We start from the raw sequence: 16253 nt of genomic DNA on the forward strand, positions 1-16253 counted from the left end.
CGAAGGCAGTCGGCGGCCGAACCGACCTATTCGTCGAGAACGGATTCGGCGATGATGCTCCGCATCACTTCGTTCGTGCCGTCGTAAATCTGGGCGACTTTCGACCAGCGGAGGTACTCCTCGACGCGGTACTCGTCGATGAGACCGTAGCCGCCGTGCAACTGGATCGCGTCGCTGGCCACCTCCTCGGCTAACTGCGCGGCCAGCAGTTTCGCCATCGCCGGCTCCTCTGCGAGGTCGACGTTTTCCTCGAGATCCCGTGCCGTCTCGTAGGTGAACGTCCGAAGCGCTTCGAGCCGAGCCTCGTAGTTCGCGATGCGGTGGCGGACCGCCTGGCGGTCCTTGACCGGCTTGCCGAACGTCTCCCGTTCGGAGATGTACTCGATCGTGTGGTCGAGCGCCCCGCGCGCAGTCCCGATTGAACTCGCGGCGATCTCGAGGCGGCTCCCGTTCATCGTCCGCATCGCCTGATAGAAGCCGTCTCCCTCCTCGCCGATGCGCGCCTCGACGGGAACCCGGGCCCCGTCGAGCGTGAGTTCGCCCAGCGCCATCGCGCCCGGACCGACGTACCCTTCGACTTCCTCCCGGTGGAACCCGTCGGTTCCGGCTTCGACGACGAACGACGAGATCCCCCGGTGCGGCGGGTCGGTGTCGCTGGTCCGCGCGAACACTAAGACGGCGTCGGCGATGTGTCCGTTCCCGATGAAGATCTTCTCGCCGTCGAGGACGTACTCGTCGCCGTCCCGCCTGGCTTGGGTCTCGATGTTGGCGAAGTCGGAACCCCCACGCGGTTCGGTCATCGCCGCGCCTGTGATCATCTCGCCGTTCGTCACCGGACGAACCCACCGTTCGGCCTGCGCGTCGCTCCCGTCTTCGGCGATGATTTCGCACCCGAACATCGAGCCGGTGATCGCCTCGGCGATCCCCGGATCCGCTGCGTACAGTTCCTCGCGCACGAGCAGGCTGCCGGTGATCCCCAGCCCACCGCCGCCGTATTCGGCCGGGAGAGACGCCGTGGTCAGCCCCTCTCTGGCGGCCGCTCTGACGATGTCTGTCGGGTGAGTGCCGTTACGTTCGTGTTCGACGGCCGCAGGCTCGACTCGCTCGTCCGCGAAAGACGCGGCTCGTTCCCGGAGTTCGGACTCCGTATCGGACAACCTCATACGAGTCTGGTTCCGTCTGCACGTAAATATAGGTATGGGGCGATCCCGTTTCAGTGGCCCCGCAGGCGACTCACTCGACGTCGAGCGCGTCGGGATTCACGACGCCATCGACCGGTTCTCCCCGGAACGCAGCGGCGGCGATCTCCGAGCCGCGCCGCCGGACCCGCTCGACCGCGCCCGGCGAGTACCACGCGGCGTGGGGAGTCACGATCGTATCGGGATGGTGAAGCAACGGGTTGTCCGGTTCGGGCGGTTCGGTGGCGAGCACGTCGAGCCCGGCACCGTGGAGCGGTCCGTCGTCGAGCGCCTCCAGGAGCGCCGCTTCGTCGATCAGTTTCCCGCGCGCCGTGTTGATCAGGATCGATCCCTGGGGCATCCGATCGAAGACCGACGCGTCGAACCGCGCTTCGGTCTCGGGCGTCAACGGGGCGTTCAGCGAGAGGACGTCGGACCCCTCAACGAGTTCGTCGAACGAGACGGGTTCCGCTCCGGCGTCGCGGATGTCTTCGGCCGAGAGGTACGGGTCGTGCGCGACGACGTCGAAGCCGAACGCGTCGGCCTTCCGCGCCGCGACGCGAGCCTTCCGACCGAAGGCGAAGAACCCGAGCGTCTGGGTCGCGGCCGTTCCGACCGCGTCGGCCGCTCGCCAGTCCCACCCGCCGTCGGCGGTGTGGTCCTCGTACTGCGGGAGGCCGCGGCGCAGCGCAAGTGCGAGCGTCACGATGTGTTCGCCGACCTCTTCGTCGCAGTACTTCGGGACGTTTGTCACGGCGATGCCACGCTCCGTGGCCGCCTCGACGTCGACGTTATCGACCCCGGTCGCATAGCACGTGACGACGGAACACCCGGTGGCGTCCATCGCGGACGCGGGGACCGCGGCGTAGTGCGTGAGGATGATGTCGGCCGTCTCGACCTCGTCGGCGATCGCTTCTCCGGCCGTGTCGACAGTCTTGAACTCGATCGAGCCGAGTTCTGTCGCTAACGTCGATCGTTCGATCGTTACGTCCTCGAAGCCATCCGGGTCGATGTGAACGATTCGGACGGGTCTCTCTGACGTCATCACCTGTACACTCAGCAGAGGGCTACATACGTCTTTGGTCCAGAACACCCCACCCGTCGACGCAATGTGGCCCGTTCCCGCCTCAGTCGCGGACGGGAACGTCGACGACCGCCGGGCCCGCATCGTCAACCGCGGCTGTCAGCGTCTGTGACAGGTCGGCCGCGTCGTCGACGCGGAACCCGCCCGCGCCGTGGCTCTCAGCGTTCGCCGCCAGATCGACAGCCGGGTCGAAATCCATCCCGACGTACTCGTGGTCTTCGTCGGCTCCGCCGTAGATGTCGAGCATTCCGTCTTTCAGAATCCGGTAGTTCCGGTTGTTCGGCACGACCACGGTCAAATCGAGGTCGTACCGGGCCGCGCTGTAGAGCGACTGCGGGTAGTAGAGGTACGACCCGTCACCGACGAATCCGACGACGGAGCGGTCGTCGCCGCCCTCTCTGTGTGCGACTGCCGCGCCCACCGTCGCGGGGAGACTGTACCCCAGCCCGCCGTTCTTGTTCGAGAGGAACTGTTCGGGACCCGGCTGGAACCGAGAGAGCAGAGCGAACTTGCTGGTGTTGCTCTCGTTGACCAGGAATCCGTCCGGGGCGACCTCGGTGATCGTCTCCGCCAGCAGTTCCTTCGAGATCTCCCCGTCGGAGGGGGTTTCGGTCTCGACACCGAGGAACGACGCGGCCTCCGAGCGCCGGGCTGCGAGGTCCTGCGTGCGCTGGCGGCGACGCGCCTCCGAGACCGCCACCGAGTCGGCGATCTCCCGCATCACCGACCCCAGGTCGCCGACGATGGCGATGTCTGCGGGATCGTTCTTCGCGATGTCGGCGTCGTCGACGTCGATGTCCACGATGGTTGCATCCGACGGCACGTAGGGCTCGTCGTACGGGATGTACGGCGTGTTCGACGTACACCCCACGAACACCAGACTGTCGGCGTCGAACGCCGCGCGGCCCATATCCGGATCCGGGGTGAGATACGAGACCCACTGCTCGTGTTCGGGCGGGAAGTTCACCTCACAGGTGTTCATCTCGCTGTACACGGCACACCCGGTCGCCTCGGCCAGACTGACGGCCGCCTCGATCGCACCGGGGCCCGCTCGCGCCACCCGATCGCCGAGGACCAACACCGGATCGTCACCGCGCTCCAGCGCGGCCGCCGCGGCGTCGATCTGCGATTTGTCGCCGCGTCCGGGCGCGGGTATCGCGCCCAGCCGCTCCGGTTCGGCCGTCGTCTCGGCGTTCATCACGTCCATCGGCAGTCCGAGGAACACCGGGCCCATCGGTGGCGTCAGCGCCGTCTTGACCGCGCGTCTGACCATCGTCGGCACGTTCGAGACGTCGCTGATTTCGGCGCTCAGTTTGCAGTACTCGTCGACCATCCCGGCGAGTTCGCCCGAGAGGATCGGCTCCTCGTGCTGGAAGTCAGTGCTGTGGTTGCCCGCCGTGACGAGGAGTGGCGCCCCGGACCACGAGGCGTTCTGCACGTTTCCGAGTCCGTGCGCCAGCCCCGGTGCGACGTGGAGATTCACCACACCGAGCGGCGTGACCGACGGATCGTAGTGCGCGTGATATCGTCGCACGCTCGCGTACCCGCCCGCCATCCCGACCGCGATGTCTTCGTGTAAGCCGAGCACGTACGTGAGATCGGACTCCGCGACCGCACGCATAATAGGTAACTCCGTCGTGCCGGGGTTACCGAAGAGGTGTGTGACGCCGTACGACTCCAACGCGTTCAAGAGCAACTCGGCTCCTGTCGTGGGTTCTGATTGCATGGTTTGTGTCAACAGCAATCAACAGCCTGTGCTCCACTGACAAAAATAGTCTGATCCGGCAGGACGAGCCCGAATTGAGGACGTCAGGCCGCCGAGCGCGTCGCTGGCGGGAAATCCGGCCGGTCACAACACTTTTCATCCGCATTCAACAATTCGTAGGTAATGACACAGAATCTCAAACAACAGTCGCTGACGTCGGTCGACGAACTCGAGACGATCGTCGACGCCGACGCTCACGCCCAGGCGTCGTGGGACGACATCATATCGCACCTCGACGACGGACACGAGCGCTTCGAGCGGTTCTTCGAGCGCTCGCCCGCGCCGGGGAGCGAGATGAATCTGTATCACTCGCCGACGCCGACGTACCTCTACGAGGATATGAAAGAGCGAGACGACGGGAGCACCGGGCTCTACGAGGATGCCGGGCTCGAAGACACTGCGGCGGTGACAGCGCGGATCGGCGTCGACAAGGGAGTCGTGAACCCGACGCTCATCCTCAATCTGAACTTCGTCCGGGAACGCGACTACGCCGTCGCGATTATGCAGGGCTACAACGACTGGCTGGTCTCGGAACTGGACGAGTACGACAACATGGTGGGCAACCTCATCGTCGCGGCCCAGGATCCCCACCGCTCTGCGGAAGAGATCGACCGACTGGCGGACGAAGACGACATCGCCGGGGTCCAACTCCTCGGGACGGCGCTCGTTCCCCCCGCGGGTCACCCATCATACGACCCCATCTACGAGGCGGCCGAAGCGAACGGGCTGCCGATCAGTATGCACACGAGCGGCGCCGGTATGAAGCCGTTCCCGGAGCAGTCCTTCTGGGCGGAGACGTACGCCGAGGACCACGTCACCCAGCACCCGTTCGCGCACATCGCGAACGCGACGTCAGTCCTGCTCAACGGCGTCCCCGAGCGGTATCCGGACCTGAGGTTCGTGTTCCAGGAGGCGGGAATCGGCTACGTGCCGTATCTCATCGGTCGCCTGGACACGGCCTATCACGAGTTCCCCTCGGAGGTGCCGGCGCTCTCGGCACCCCCGAGCGAGTACGTCTCCGATACGTTCTACTGGTGCACGCAACCGCTGGGGCACACCGCGGAGACCCCCCGACACCTGGCGTGGCTCGTCGAACTCGTCGGACCGGAGAACCTGCTGTTCGCCGCGGACGCGCCGCATCCCGACTTCGACACCCCCGAGGAACTCTTCGACCGGGTCCGTGCGTACTTCAGCGCCGACGAGGTGGCCGCAATGATGGGCGAGAACGCCGTCGAGGTGTACGACATCGAATGACCGAACGGTACGCGATCGCAGACGTCGACGAGTTCGACGGGGACGGCTCGCGAGTGATCTCCGAGGTGGAAGGCCAGGAGATCGCCGTGTTCCGACACGAGGGCGAGTACTACGCACTCGCAAATTTCTGTATCCACCAGGCCGGCCCGCTGTGTGAAGGAGCACTCAGCGGGAGCATCTCCACGGACGAGGACGGCTGGGACTGGGTGTACGACGACGAAGAGCGATACATCGTCTGCCCCTGGCACGGATGGATGTTCGACATCGAGACCGGCCGGAGTCCCAAGGACGAGCGGTACGCCGTCCCGACGTACGACGCCGTCGTCGAGAACGGCACGGTCTACGCGGTTCGCTGACCGACGGCGACACCCCGGCGGTGACCGTCGTACTCTTTTCTTCTGGGTAGGGTCGGCTCGACGGTCGTCGAGCGAGGTGGCAGGAAGCACCTCCGAACCCGCGATACTATTATGTAGCACGGATGGCAACGCGGAGATATGTTGGACAACGCACTGCAGGTCCCCGAAGCGGATCGACTCGGGAGCGTCGAGGACCTCGATCGGATCGTCGATGCCGACGCGCAGGTACAGGAGACGCCCGAGGCGCTGTTAGAGCATATGGACGACTCCTCCGGCGCGCGCCGGGTCATCTCGCTCACCGAACTGCGCCACGATATGATCTACGCCGGGCCGTCCAGTTATCCGCTCTATGAGTACAAGCGGACCGACGGCGACGACGGCCCCGTCGCTGAGGACGACGTGAGCGAGACGATCGGGGCCGCCGAGGTCGCCGAGCGGGCCACCGAGGCCGGGATCGACGATGGGGTCGTCAACCCGACTCTGAATCTGGGGCTCTCGGAGGTGAACAACGACCGCTTCGCGGTCGCGCTGGCGAGTGCGTACAACGACTGGCTGCTCTCGCAGCTCGACGACTGTCCGAACCTCGTCGGGAACGCCGTCGTCGCCCCCCAGCATCCGGAGCGGGCAGCCGAAGAGATCGACAGAGTCGCCGACGAGGACGACATCGTCGGGATCCAACTGCCCGCGAGCGGCCTCATGCCGCCGCCGGGGCACCGCCAGTACGAACCGCTGTACGACGCTGCCGAGTCGAACGACCTCCCGATCGCGATGAAGTCGACCGTCGGGAACAAGAGTTTCGGACAGCAGTACTGGTGGGCGCAGTCGTTCCCGGAGGACTTCGTCTATCAGCACGGCTTCGTCCAGATGCGCAATCTCACGTCGATCCTCTTCGAGGGCATTCCCGAGCAGTACGACATCGACTTCGTGATCCAGGGAGCGGGGATCGGGTTCGTCCCGTTCTTCACGCACCGACTCGACGATCACTATCTCGAACTCGGATACGAGATCCCCGCGCTCTCACAACTCCCGAGCGCGTACCTCTCGGAGTCGTTCTACTGGACGACCAACCCGATGAACCAACCCGCCGGGGGGGACCCGCAGTTCGCGGCAATGGTGAATATGATCGGTCCCGAGAACGTCCTGTTCGGGTCGGACCTGCCACACGGAGTCACCGACCTGCCCGAGACGGTCGTCGATCGGCTGGCGGATACGGTCACCGCTGGGGAACTCGCGGCCGTGATGGCTGAGAACACCGAGCGCGTCTACGGGCTGTAAGCGCCGGTCACTCGGAGACGGCATCGGTGACGGCGGCCTCGAATGCCGCCGCCGTGATCTCGTATCGCGTGTTACCCGCCTCGGTGCGCGTCCGCGCGACGGAATCGACCGCCTCGCCGTCGACGAGAATCTCCCACGCACCCCCCTCTTGGGGGTCGACCGCACGGATCCGAATGTCGACGTCGTGTGTCGATTCTAACCGCTTGATGAGTTCCGTCGTGACCGTCCCGTCGGAGAGTCGCGGCGGCCGGTAGGGGCGCATCTCGTGGTGCTGGAACTCCTCAACGTTGCGTCTCCACCACTCGGGGAAGGCCTCGAGGTCGACATCGGCGTACGGCGCGTCCTCGTCGTACCCGGGAGGCAGATTCGCCGGCCGGGGAGCGTCGTCCTCTGTCATTGATAGAAGGTCCCGGCCGGATCGTAATAACGCTACCCCGACCGACTCACACAGCGGTGATCCCCGCACCCACGACAGTCAGCACCGCGCTGGCGACGGTTCGCGCGGTGATCGTCTCGACGTCTGTCAAGAAGACCGCCGCCAGCGCAGTCGTGAACAGCGGTGACGTACTCACGAGCGGCGCGACGATCACGACCGGGCCGTTCGCGAGGGCGGTGAACATCGTGAAGACGGCCACCGCATTGGCCAGTCCGGAGCAGACGAAGTACGCGTCCGAGCGATCGGGCGTCCCCAGCGCGTTCCGATGGTACCCGAGGGTGTGACCGACGATGAACGGCAGCGCACTCGTGAGGTTGATCGCCGCGGCTTCCAGGGGAGTCGCGGTCGACGTCTGAAACCCGAAGCGGTTCACCACGTTGCTGATCGCCGCAAACACCGCCGCGGCCAACGGAAACAGCAGCGCCTTCGAGAGCCGAAACTCGAGGTTCGATCCGCCAGACAGCGACAGCAACCCGACGCCGAGCACGATCAGGACGACGCCCACGCCGGTCACCGACGTCAGCCGTTCGCCGAGTACGGCTGCCGCCAGGAGTGTGGCAAAGAGCGGTTGCGTGTAGAACAGGACGTTGCCGACGCTGGCGCCGACCAATCTGATCCCCCGGAACCACGATAGCCACGCGAGCGACGTGCCGATGACGCCCGAGACGGCGAAGACGGTGATGTCCACCGCGGGCAATCGGGCCACGGACGCCTGACCAGCGCCCCGCACGAGCAGAGCGGCCCAGAACACCGCCGCGCCGACGACGAGGACGATGAGCGTCGCTCGATGCGGCCGCCCACCTCGTTCCATCCCGAGTTTCGAGAAGATCGGTCCCACTCCCCAGAACGCACCCGAGACGAGCGACAGGGCGACAACGACGGGAGTGGCTGACATCCTTACCTGAAGACAGAGGTCCCGGGGTGGACAAAAACGTTCCGCGGTGGCGACAAAAACTTATGACAGTGTGTCCCACATTGCAGGCCGATGGAGCCCTTGTACATCAACGGCGAGTGGATCGAACCGGATTCGGGCCGAATCCGTGCCACGTCACCGATCGACGGGAGTACTCTCGGGACGGTCGCTGCTGGGTCGGAAGCCCACGTCGACGACGCTGTCCGAGCGACAGTCGAGGCCTCGGACGCGCTCCGCGAGCTGAACGTCCACCAGCGGGCGGAGGCCATCGAGACGGCGATGGACGTGCTCGAGGACCGACTCGAGGAGATTGTCAGCACGATGACCGAGGAGGTGGGGAAGACGACGAGCGAGGCCCGAGAAGAGGTCGAGAGCGCGGTCCGATCGGGGCGCGAGTACGCGGCCGATGCGGTCAGGCTGACCGGTGAGGTGACGCGGTCGCAGTACGACGATCGGCACAACTTCACCCGGCGGGAACCCCACGGCCCGGCGGGCGTCATCACGCCGTGGAACTACCCGTTCGAGATTCCGACCGATCATCTGTCTGCGGCGCTCGTCACCGGGAATCCGGTCACGTGGAACCCCGCTTCGGAGGCCGCGCTGACTGCGACACACATCGCCGCGGCGTTCGCTGCGACGTCGCTCCCCGACGGCGCGTTCAACTTCGTCCCCGGTGCCGGCGGGACCGTTGGGGCGGCGCTGAGCGGACATCAGGACGTTCGACTGCTGGCGTTCACCGGCAGCACGGCGGTCGGACAGCAAATCGCGGCGACCGCAGCGACGCGAAGTGCCGAGTGCCTCCTCGAACTCGGCGGGAAGGATCCGGTCTTGGTCTTAGACGACGCGGATGTCTCGCGAGCGGCAGACGCGATCGTCCTCGGGAGCAACTACAACTGCGGCCAGTCGTGTTCGGGGACCGAGCGCGTGATCGCGACCGAGTCGATCTACGACGAACTGGTGGCCGCAGTCACCGCACGGACGGAGGAACTCACCTACGGTGACCCCCGTGACGCGGAGACGGACGTCGGCCCGCCGATCAACGACGACGTCAGGGAGACGACGGAGCGGCAGATCACTGAGGCCGTCGAGGCGGGGGCGCGCGTGACCGCAGGTGGCTCCGTCGGTGATCGATACATCGAACCGACGGTCTTGGCCGACGTCGCGCCCGAGATGCGGGCGGCGACCGAGGAGACGTTCGGCCCGCTCACGCCGCTCATCTCCGTCGCGGACCGCGAAGAGGCGGTGAGAGTCGCCAACGACACGCGATACGGACTCCAGGCGGCCGTATTCACCGAGTCCCTGCAGGATGCACACCGGGTGATCGACGGACTCCAGTCGGGAGGCATCGTCGTCAACGGAACGAACAACTTCTGGGAGCATCAACTGCCCTTCGGCGGGGTGAAACAGAGCGGGAGCGGCGGCGAGTACAAGGGCCGGTGGCATCTGGAGTCGATGACGCAGCGCAAGTCCGTCGCGATCGACTACAGTGACTGAACCCGCAGAGAGCCGAAGCCGCCAGTCGCGCGCCGATCGCGGTCGAGCGGCGGACCGCGTCGGGTCCGCGATGAACAGACTGTCACGACGGCGCTCGATCCGTCGGGGCACGCCCGTGAGTCGGCGTCGGCGGCCGTGTCGGACGCGGGGATGACGGGGGGACGGGTGTCTGTGATGGTGCGGCCTCGGTTCCGTCGTCGGTCCCGCCAGCGACTCGATCGAACACGGACGCGGTGTGAGTAACCGTTCGCGGTTTCCGGTGGTAGAAAAGCTTTTATAGCTATGTTCATAGATGGCATACGTCATGCGGCGACGCAAACTCCTCAGAAGAGGCGCACTGCTAGGTGCCGTCGGGCTCGCCGGCTGTAGTAGCGGCGAAGATGGCGCACAGACTGGTCTAGATACAGAGACGGAGGCCGAAACTGATAACAGCGGCCAAACGAGCAGCAGCGATTCGGGTGACGGGGGAACGGTACGGATCGGGCTTCCCGAGGAGATCCCGCCGATAATGGACACTCGGAAAGCGGCTGACGACGGCGCACACAACTATCGGGTCATTAGCACCCTGACGACGTTCGATCTGGAAGGATCCGTCCAACCGCATCTGGCGACTGACTGGTCGTTCGAGAACGACGGCGCCGAACTGGTACTGGAACTGCGAGACGACGTCACCTTCCACGACGGCTCTGAGTTCAATGCCGAACACGTCAAGTGGCATCTCACGGACTTCCTCGCGAACGGTGGCGGAACGTCATACATCGTCAGTGGTGTCGACGACGTCGTCGTCGAAGACACCTACCGTGCCCGGGTGATGTTCAGTTCGCCCGACCCCTACATCCTCTGGGACCTCGCATCCGCGTGGGGGCAGATCCACAGCCGCGAGGCGGTCGAAGAGTACGGTGACGAGTACGGACAAAGCGGGAAAGTCGTCAGTGCCGGCCCGTTCAAAGAGATCGAACACGACTCCGATCACGCGGTCCTCGAACGGTACGAAGAGTGGGATTGGCCCAAGCCGTGGCAGGAAGAACTGTTCGAAGGAGACGTCGAGGTGCGACCGAAGCGGCTGGAATACCAGTCCTATCCCGAGACGGCCACCCGGACGTCAGCGTTCGAGGCCGGCGACATCGACGGTATGATCGCCGGGGTCCCGTACTCGAAGTTCCCGAACTACCAAGAGAGCGATCAGTACAACACCGGGACCCCACCGGTGAGTACCGAGCAGATCTTCATCATGCTCAACCTCAATCCGGAGACTAGCACGGCACCCGTGCTGGCAGAGGATCTGAGCCTTCGGAAGGGCATCTCCTACGGCATCGACCGGCAGGAGATCGTCGACGTGGTGTTCAACGGCGTCGGCGATCCCGCACCGAACTACCTCGTGCCGTCCGTCGAGGCACACGATATCCCCGAGGAGTACAACTACACGTACGACCTCGAACAGGCGCGGACCGTGATGCGTGACAACGGCTGGACGGTGAACCCCGGCGGCGTCAGCACGAAAGACGGCCGAGAGGCGAGTTTCACGCTCCTGACGCAGAATACGGGACTGTCACGCCGGCGCGCGACGCTGATCAAAGAACAGTTGAAGGACATCGGCGTCGAGATGAATGTCAGCACGACGGACACCTCGACGTTCAAAGCGGACGTCGGCAGCGGAAACTTCGCCGCCGGGATGTCGACGTTCTACGACTGGGGCAACGCCGACCAGCTCTGGTGGACGACGAGCGAGAGCGCAGAGGACTCGTACTACCTCAACTCTAACGCGTGGAACCAGTTCCCCCGGGCGACTGAACTGACTGATCGGGCAAAGAATGCGACGACGCTCGAAGAGCGCACGCAGCGATACAAAGAAGCCCACAAGTACCTGCTCGAGGACGTCGTTCCGATGGTGTACCTGATGTATCCCAAGGGCGCAGACGCCTGGGGCTCACACGTCCAGAACTGGGAACCGCACTACAAAGGTGCGCCAATGTGGCCCGTCGAAAGCGACGAGTGGTAGACTGCCGGACTACCGATGAGTTATTCATCTTATATTGTCCGACGGACGCTGGGGCTAATCCCCAAACTACTCATCGCGTCGGTAGTGGTATTTATGCTGGTGCAGATCACGCCGGGTGATCCGGTCACGACGCTCGCACCACCCCGCGCAAGCCCTGAACAACTCGCGGCGCTGCGGGACAAGTGGCGACTCAACGAACCGCTGTACATTCAGTATCTGACGTGGATGGCGAATCTGCTCCAGGGAGACCTTGGGCTGTCCGCTGCGACGCGGCGGCCGGTCACCGATATGATCGCCCTCCGGGTTCCGATCAGTCTCCGGTTCTCCGCACTGGCGTTGTTCATCTCGTACGCCATCGCCATCCCGTTCGGTATCATCGGCGCAGTCAAGCAGCACACGTCGTGGGATTACCTCTCGATGGGGTTCGTGCTCCTCGCGATCTCCTTCCCCAGTTTCTGGTTCGCGATCCTCCTCATCCTGGTCTTCGCGATCCAGTTAGGCTGGACCTCTGCGGTCGGGTATGGAACGGTCGGACTGCTCGTCCTCCCGGCGGTTGCGCTCGGGTTGCGCGGCAGCGCGATCGAGACCAGAGTGATGCGGTCCTCGATGATCGAGACGCTGAACGAGAAGTTCATCACCGCCTCCCGGGCCCACGGACTGCCCGAGCGAAGCGTCATCTTCAAACACGCGCTTCGGAATGCACTCATCCCGATCATCACGCTGTTCGGCCTTCGATTGGGATACATTCTGGCGTCCGGACTGGTGATCGAGATCGTGTTCAACCGCCCCGGCGTCGGCCACCTGCTCGTGGATAGTATCTTCAAGCGTGACTACCCCGTCGTTCGCGCCATCCTGATGATTCTGGTCACCACGATCATGCTCGGCAACTTCCTCGCCGACCTCCTGTATGGCCTGGCCGACCCGCGAATTCGCTACGACTGACAATGAGTGAACGCACATCGACCGAAATCGACTGGGACGGACTACTCGAAGAGTGGGACGACGAGGTAGAGCGGATTAGCAGTGCGGAATCGCGGTTCGAACGAGCCTGGTTCTTCATCAAGGACCTCTCGAGTCACCGCCTGTCGATCATCGGTGGGGTGTTGCTGTTAGGCGTCGCCGTCATCGCGATCTTCGCGCCGCAGATCGCGCCCTACAGCCCGACGGCTATCTCTGCGACCGCTGTCCGAGCGCCGCCGTCGATTGCGCATCCGATGGGAACCGACAGCCTGGGGCGAGACATCCTCTCACGCGTCATCTTCGGGACCCGGATCGCGCTGATGATCGCCATCACGTCGATGGGGATCGCCTTCGTGGTGGGTTCGCTGCTGGGTGCGCTGGCCGGCTACTACGGCGGCTGGGTCGACGCGATCGTCCGGACGGCGATCGATACGACGTGGGCGTTCCCAGCAATCATTATGGGGCTCGCACTGGCCTCGATCCTCGAACCGGACCTCACCACGGTCTTGATCGCCATCGGCTTGGTGTTCTGGGGCGTCTTCGCCAGACTCGTCCGCGGAGAGGTGCTCTCTCTCCGCGAACTCGACTTCATCAAGGCCTCGGAGGCCATCGGCTTGAGCGACACCAAGATCATCTTCAAACACCTCATCCCGAACGCGATCATTCCCGCGTTCGTCGTCGTCACGCTCCAGATGGGGAACGCCATCGCGGTCGCCGCGTCGCTGTCGTTCCTCGGGCTCGGCGTCCAGCCCCCGACTCCCTCGTGGGGAATTATGCTGTCTACCGGTCGGCAGTACATCACGTCGGCGTGGTGGATCTCGGTGTTCCCGGGGCTGGCGATCGTGCTCGTGATTATGTCGTTCAATTTCCTCGGTGAGGGGCTCCGCGATACGATCGATCCGAAACTGGAGGACAAACGATGACACAACCACTGCTCGAAATCGACGATCTTCACACCAATTTCGACACCAATTCAGGGACGGTAAACGCGCTCCGTGGGGTGAACCTCACGATCAACGAAGGCGAACGGGTCGGACTGGTCGGCGAATCCGGAAGTGGAAAGTCCGTCACGGCGCAGTCGATCCTCAGGCTGGTCGATTCACCCGGCCGGATCGCAGATGGGTCGATCACGCTCAACGGACGAGACCTGCTGTCGCTCTCGGAGTCCGGGATGCAAAACGTCCGGGGCCGAGACATTACGATGATCTTCCAGGATCCCTCGACGTCGTTGGACCCCGTCTACTCCATCCGCAGCCAGATGATCGAGACGATCGGACACAACCGAAATATGAGCGATGCCGAGGCGGAGTCCGTGGCGATCGAGTACCTCGAACGGGTCGATATGCCGAACCCGGAGCGGATCTTGGACAGCTATCCGCACGAACTGTCAGGTGGAATGAAACAGCGCGTATCTATCGCGATGGCATTAGGATTCGATCCGGATCTCATCATCGCCGACGAGCCCACCACAGCACTGGACGTGACGGTCCAGAAGAAGGTGATGGAGATCTTCAAGGACATCGTCGAGGAGGAAGATCTATCAGTTCTCTGGATTACTCACAACTTAGGAGTTGTCGCGGAGTTCTGTGACAAGATCGCGGTCATTTACGCGGGGGAAGTCGTCGAGTACGGGAGCGTCTACGACATCTTCGATCGGCCCGCTCACCCCTACACCCGAGAGTTGTTGCAGACGATTCCGAACATCGAGCGCGCAGACGAGGAGTTACGAGTGATCGAGGGCACTGTGCCGAATATGCGAGATCCACCGAGTGGCTGTGCCTTCCACCCGCGGTGTCCCGACGCAGAACCGCGCTGTGAGACAACGCGGCCGGACAGGGTCGATGGTCGAGAGCACCAAGCCTCGTGTCTGGTACACGACGCAGAAGACCAATGAGCGACTTCACACACGCAGACGCGGACTCGACGACGGGCGAACCGCTGTTGCAGGCCAGAGACGTCAAACAGCACTACCCAATCAAGGAGGGAATCCTCCGACGACAGACCGGGACGGTGCGCGCCGTCGACGGCGTGGACATCGACATCTATCCCGGTGACACCCACGCGATCGTCGGCGAATCCGGGTGTGGAAAGAGCACCCTCCTGGAGACGCTTCTCGGATTAGAAGAGCCGACAGACGGAACCATCTCCTACGAGGGGACCCCGTTCAGCGACCTGTCGGGCAGCGAGAAGCGGGCGCTCAAAAGCGAGATCCAGATCGTCTTTCAGAACCCCGAATCCTCACTCGATCCGCGTAACACGATCGGGCAGATAATCAGCGAACCGCTCCACCTGCACACCGACGCGTCGACCCGAGAGATCGACGCCCGAGTCGTGAGCCTGCTGGACGACGTCGGCCTCGGGCCGCGGTACTACGGGCGCTATCCACACGAACTCTCTGGCGGCCAACAGCAACGCGTGGCAATCGCTCGCGCGATCAGTCTGAACCCGACGCTGCTCTTCTTGGACGAACCCACCAGCGCCCTCGACGTGAGCGTTCAATCGAAGATCCTGCGACTGCTGGACGAGATCAAAGACGAGTACGACCTGACCTACGTGATGGTGACGCACGACCTCTCGGTCGTCCGCCACTTCGCGACCGACGTCTCGGTGATGTACCTCGGCAATATCATCGAGAAGGCGACCACGGATGCGCTGTTCACGGACCCGAAACACCCCTACACGCAAGCGCTCATCTCGGCAGTCCCGGTGCCGAACCCGCATCATACGGCTGAAAACGATATCACGCTCCCGGGGACCGTACCGGAGCCCAGTGACCCGCCCTCGGGGTGCCGGTTCCATCCGCGGTGTCCGATCGCAACCGACGAGTGCGCCGAGGACTTTCCCGATTTCGAGTCCCACGAGGGGCACGACGTCCGTTGCATCCGCATCCCCGAGGCAGAGGATCTCGGTTCAACCGAAGGGAGCGCCGTGAACGCCTCCGGAGAGAACTCGAGGTCCGGACTGTCTGCGACACGTCGCGAGGAGGCGAGACAGGAATAGCCGTCGTCGTGCGTCTCCCGAACGGGTGGAGGGAACGGTTCGACGCCGTGCTGACACCCCGGTGCTCGTCGCCCTACCCGCAGTATTCGAGGATATCGACCGGTCGTATGCAACGCCGCACAGATCCCGGGTCGTCGATCCGTCACCGCTGGTCTGCAGTGAAGATACTCCAAGAGGAGAGCCCAGTGGCACGCACCAGCCGCTCGACCGCGGTTCGCTGTGGGGCCGCGATCGGAGGGGACTGGACGGGTCCGACGGCCCTCGGAGACCGGCTGCTGTTCGCCGTCGTTCCCCACGATCAAGCCGAGACGAGACGTCGCTCACTCCGACCCGGCCAGAACAGGGGGCCGGACGAGTAGTGGACCGAGTGAGGAAATCCACCCGGAGATGCGGTGAATCTCGTTCACGAACTACCTGAGCGCGTTCATTTCAGCCGCTATTGGGTGCAGCAGCCACTCGCCGTCTGTGAATTCAGTTCGTAATAATACCAGTCGGAGCACAGTGATGATAGTTCTGTCACTCTGCAAGAGTGTTCGGTG

14 protein-coding genes are annotated in these 16253 nt (G+C 64.0%); 9 read left to right on the forward strand and 5 right to left on the reverse strand.

Annotated features, from left to right (window positions below; translation table 11 throughout):
• Positions 1–26: 26 nt before the first annotated feature.
• The 3 genes from BLU74_RS13340 to BLU74_RS13350 all read right to left on the reverse strand — a co-directional run bounded on the left by BLU74_RS13340 (position 27) and on the right by BLU74_RS13350 (position 3988).
• The gene (locus tag BLU74_RS13340) at positions 27–1163 is read right to left on the reverse strand and encodes an acyl-CoA dehydrogenase family protein (RefSeq protein ID WP_089768124.1); all 1137 of its coding nucleotides are present in this window, start codon (positions 1161–1163) and stop codon (positions 27–29) included.
• A gap of 70 nt (positions 1164–1233) precedes the next feature.
• Positions 1234–2223, reverse strand: coding sequence for a C-terminal binding protein (locus BLU74_RS13345; RefSeq protein ID WP_089768126.1), 990 nt, complete (start codon positions 2221–2223; stop codon positions 1234–1236).
• A gap of 82 nt (positions 2224–2305) precedes the next feature.
• Entirely contained in the window at positions 2306–3988 is a 1683-nt protein-coding gene (locus BLU74_RS13350) for a thiamine pyrophosphate-binding protein (RefSeq protein ID WP_089768129.1), read from the reverse strand.
• Between the two features lie 162 nt (positions 3989–4150).
• Between BLU74_RS13350 and BLU74_RS13355 the strand changes: the two genes are divergently transcribed.
• The 3 genes from BLU74_RS13355 to BLU74_RS13365 all read left to right on the forward strand — a co-directional run bounded on the left by BLU74_RS13355 (position 4151) and on the right by BLU74_RS13365 (position 6912).
• Positions 4151–5281 carry an amidohydrolase family protein gene (locus BLU74_RS13355; protein WP_089768131.1) on the forward strand — a complete coding sequence of 377 codons (1131 nt, stop codon included), beginning with the start codon at positions 4151–4153 and terminating at the stop codon, positions 5279–5281.
• Complete coding sequence (locus BLU74_RS13360) at positions 5278–5637, forward strand: Rieske (2Fe-2S) protein (protein ID WP_089768133.1); 360 nt, start codon at positions 5278–5280, stop codon at positions 5635–5637. Before BLU74_RS13355 ends, BLU74_RS13360 begins: the two co-directional genes overlap by 4 nt.
• 138 nt (positions 5638–5775) lie before the next feature.
• Positions 5776–6912 carry an amidohydrolase family protein gene (locus tag BLU74_RS13365; RefSeq protein WP_089768135.1) on the forward strand — a complete coding sequence of 379 codons (1137 nt, stop codon included), beginning with the start codon at positions 5776–5778 and terminating at the stop codon, positions 6910–6912.
• A 7-nt stretch (positions 6913–6919) separates the two neighbouring features.
• On the opposite strand, the gene BLU74_RS13370 is transcribed toward BLU74_RS13365, so the two are convergent.
• Together BLU74_RS13370 and BLU74_RS13375 are read right to left on the reverse strand one after the other, a co-directional pair.
• Positions 6920–7309, reverse strand: coding sequence for a hypothetical protein (locus tag BLU74_RS13370; protein WP_089768137.1), 390 nt, complete (start codon positions 7307–7309; stop codon positions 6920–6922).
• Between the two features lie 46 nt (positions 7310–7355).
• Positions 7356–8243, reverse strand: coding sequence for a DMT family transporter (locus BLU74_RS13375; protein ID WP_089768140.1), 888 nt, complete (start codon positions 8241–8243; stop codon positions 7356–7358).
• A 90-nt stretch (positions 8244–8333) separates the two neighbouring features.
• Between BLU74_RS13375 and BLU74_RS13380 the strand changes: the two genes are divergently transcribed.
• From BLU74_RS13380 to BLU74_RS13405, 6 genes are all read left to right on the forward strand, one after another.
• Positions 8334–9755 carry an aldehyde dehydrogenase family protein gene (locus BLU74_RS13380; protein ID WP_089768142.1) on the forward strand — a complete coding sequence of 474 codons (1422 nt, stop codon included), beginning with the start codon at positions 8334–8336 and terminating at the stop codon, positions 9753–9755.
• 292 nt (positions 9756–10047) lie between these two features.
• Entirely contained in the window at positions 10048–11754 is a 1707-nt protein-coding gene (locus BLU74_RS13385; protein ID WP_089768145.1) for an ABC transporter substrate-binding protein, read from the forward strand.
• Positions 11755–11769: 15 nt separating this feature from the next.
• The gene (locus BLU74_RS13390) at positions 11770–12696 is read left to right on the forward strand and encodes an ABC transporter permease (protein WP_089768147.1); all 927 of its coding nucleotides are present in this window, start codon (positions 11770–11772) and stop codon (positions 12694–12696) included.
• A gap of 2 nt (positions 12697–12698) precedes the next feature.
• The gene (locus BLU74_RS13395) at positions 12699–13637 is read left to right on the forward strand and encodes an ABC transporter permease (RefSeq protein ID WP_089768150.1); all 939 of its coding nucleotides are present in this window, start codon (positions 12699–12701) and stop codon (positions 13635–13637) included.
• Entirely contained in the window at positions 13634–14608 is a 975-nt protein-coding gene (locus tag BLU74_RS13400) for an ABC transporter ATP-binding protein (protein WP_089768153.1), read from the forward strand. The genes BLU74_RS13395 and BLU74_RS13400 overlap by 4 nt, the downstream gene beginning before the upstream one ends.
• Complete coding sequence (locus tag BLU74_RS13405; RefSeq protein WP_089768156.1) at positions 14605–15714, forward strand: ABC transporter ATP-binding protein; 1110 nt, start codon at positions 14605–14607, stop codon at positions 15712–15714. Before BLU74_RS13400 ends, BLU74_RS13405 begins: the two co-directional genes overlap by 4 nt.
• Positions 15715–16253: the final 539 nt, after the last annotated feature.

Origin of the sequence: Halobellus clavatus (assembly GCF_900107195.1) — an archaeon.
Lineage (GTDB): Archaea > Halobacteriota > Halobacteria > Halobacteriales > Haloferacaceae > Haloquadratum > Haloquadratum clavatum.

What these genes read in the sequence shown, in the direction of transcription:
- BLU74_RS13340 (WP_089768124.1), bottom strand. Translation starts at nt 1,163, where the DNA reads ATGAGGTTGTCCGATACGGAGTCCGAACTCCGGGAACGAGCCGCGTCT.
- BLU74_RS13345 (WP_089768126.1), bottom strand. Translation starts at nt 2,223, where the DNA reads ATGACGTCAGAGAGACCCGTCCGAATCGTTCACATCGACCCGGATGGC.
- BLU74_RS13350 (WP_089768129.1), bottom strand. Translation starts at nt 3,988, where the DNA reads ATGCAATCAGAACCCACGACAGGAGCCGAGTTGCTCTTGAACGCGTTG.
- BLU74_RS13355 (WP_089768131.1), top strand. Translation starts at nt 4,151, where the DNA reads ATGACACAGAATCTCAAACAACAGTCGCTGACGTCGGTCGACGAACTC.
- BLU74_RS13360 (WP_089768133.1), top strand. Translation starts at nt 5,278, where the DNA reads ATGACCGAACGGTACGCGATCGCAGACGTCGACGAGTTCGACGGGGAC.
- BLU74_RS13365 (WP_089768135.1), top strand. Translation starts at nt 5,776, where the DNA reads ATGTTGGACAACGCACTGCAGGTCCCCGAAGCGGATCGACTCGGGAGC.
- BLU74_RS13370 (WP_089768137.1), bottom strand. Translation starts at nt 7,309, where the DNA reads ATGACAGAGGACGACGCTCCCCGGCCGGCGAATCTGCCTCCCGGGTAC.
- BLU74_RS13375 (WP_089768140.1), bottom strand. Translation starts at nt 8,243, where the DNA reads ATGTCAGCCACTCCCGTCGTTGTCGCCCTGTCGCTCGTCTCGGGTGCG.
- BLU74_RS13380 (WP_089768142.1), top strand. Translation starts at nt 8,334, where the DNA reads ATGGAGCCCTTGTACATCAACGGCGAGTGGATCGAACCGGATTCGGGC.
- BLU74_RS13385 (WP_089768145.1), top strand. Translation starts at nt 10,048, where the DNA reads ATGGCATACGTCATGCGGCGACGCAAACTCCTCAGAAGAGGCGCACTG.
- BLU74_RS13390 (WP_089768147.1), top strand. Translation starts at nt 11,770, where the DNA reads ATGAGTTATTCATCTTATATTGTCCGACGGACGCTGGGGCTAATCCCC.
- BLU74_RS13395 (WP_089768150.1), top strand. Translation starts at nt 12,699, where the DNA reads ATGAGTGAACGCACATCGACCGAAATCGACTGGGACGGACTACTCGAA.
- BLU74_RS13400 (WP_089768153.1), top strand. Translation starts at nt 13,634, where the DNA reads ATGACACAACCACTGCTCGAAATCGACGATCTTCACACCAATTTCGAC.
- BLU74_RS13405 (WP_089768156.1), top strand. Translation starts at nt 14,605, where the DNA reads ATGAGCGACTTCACACACGCAGACGCGGACTCGACGACGGGCGAACCG.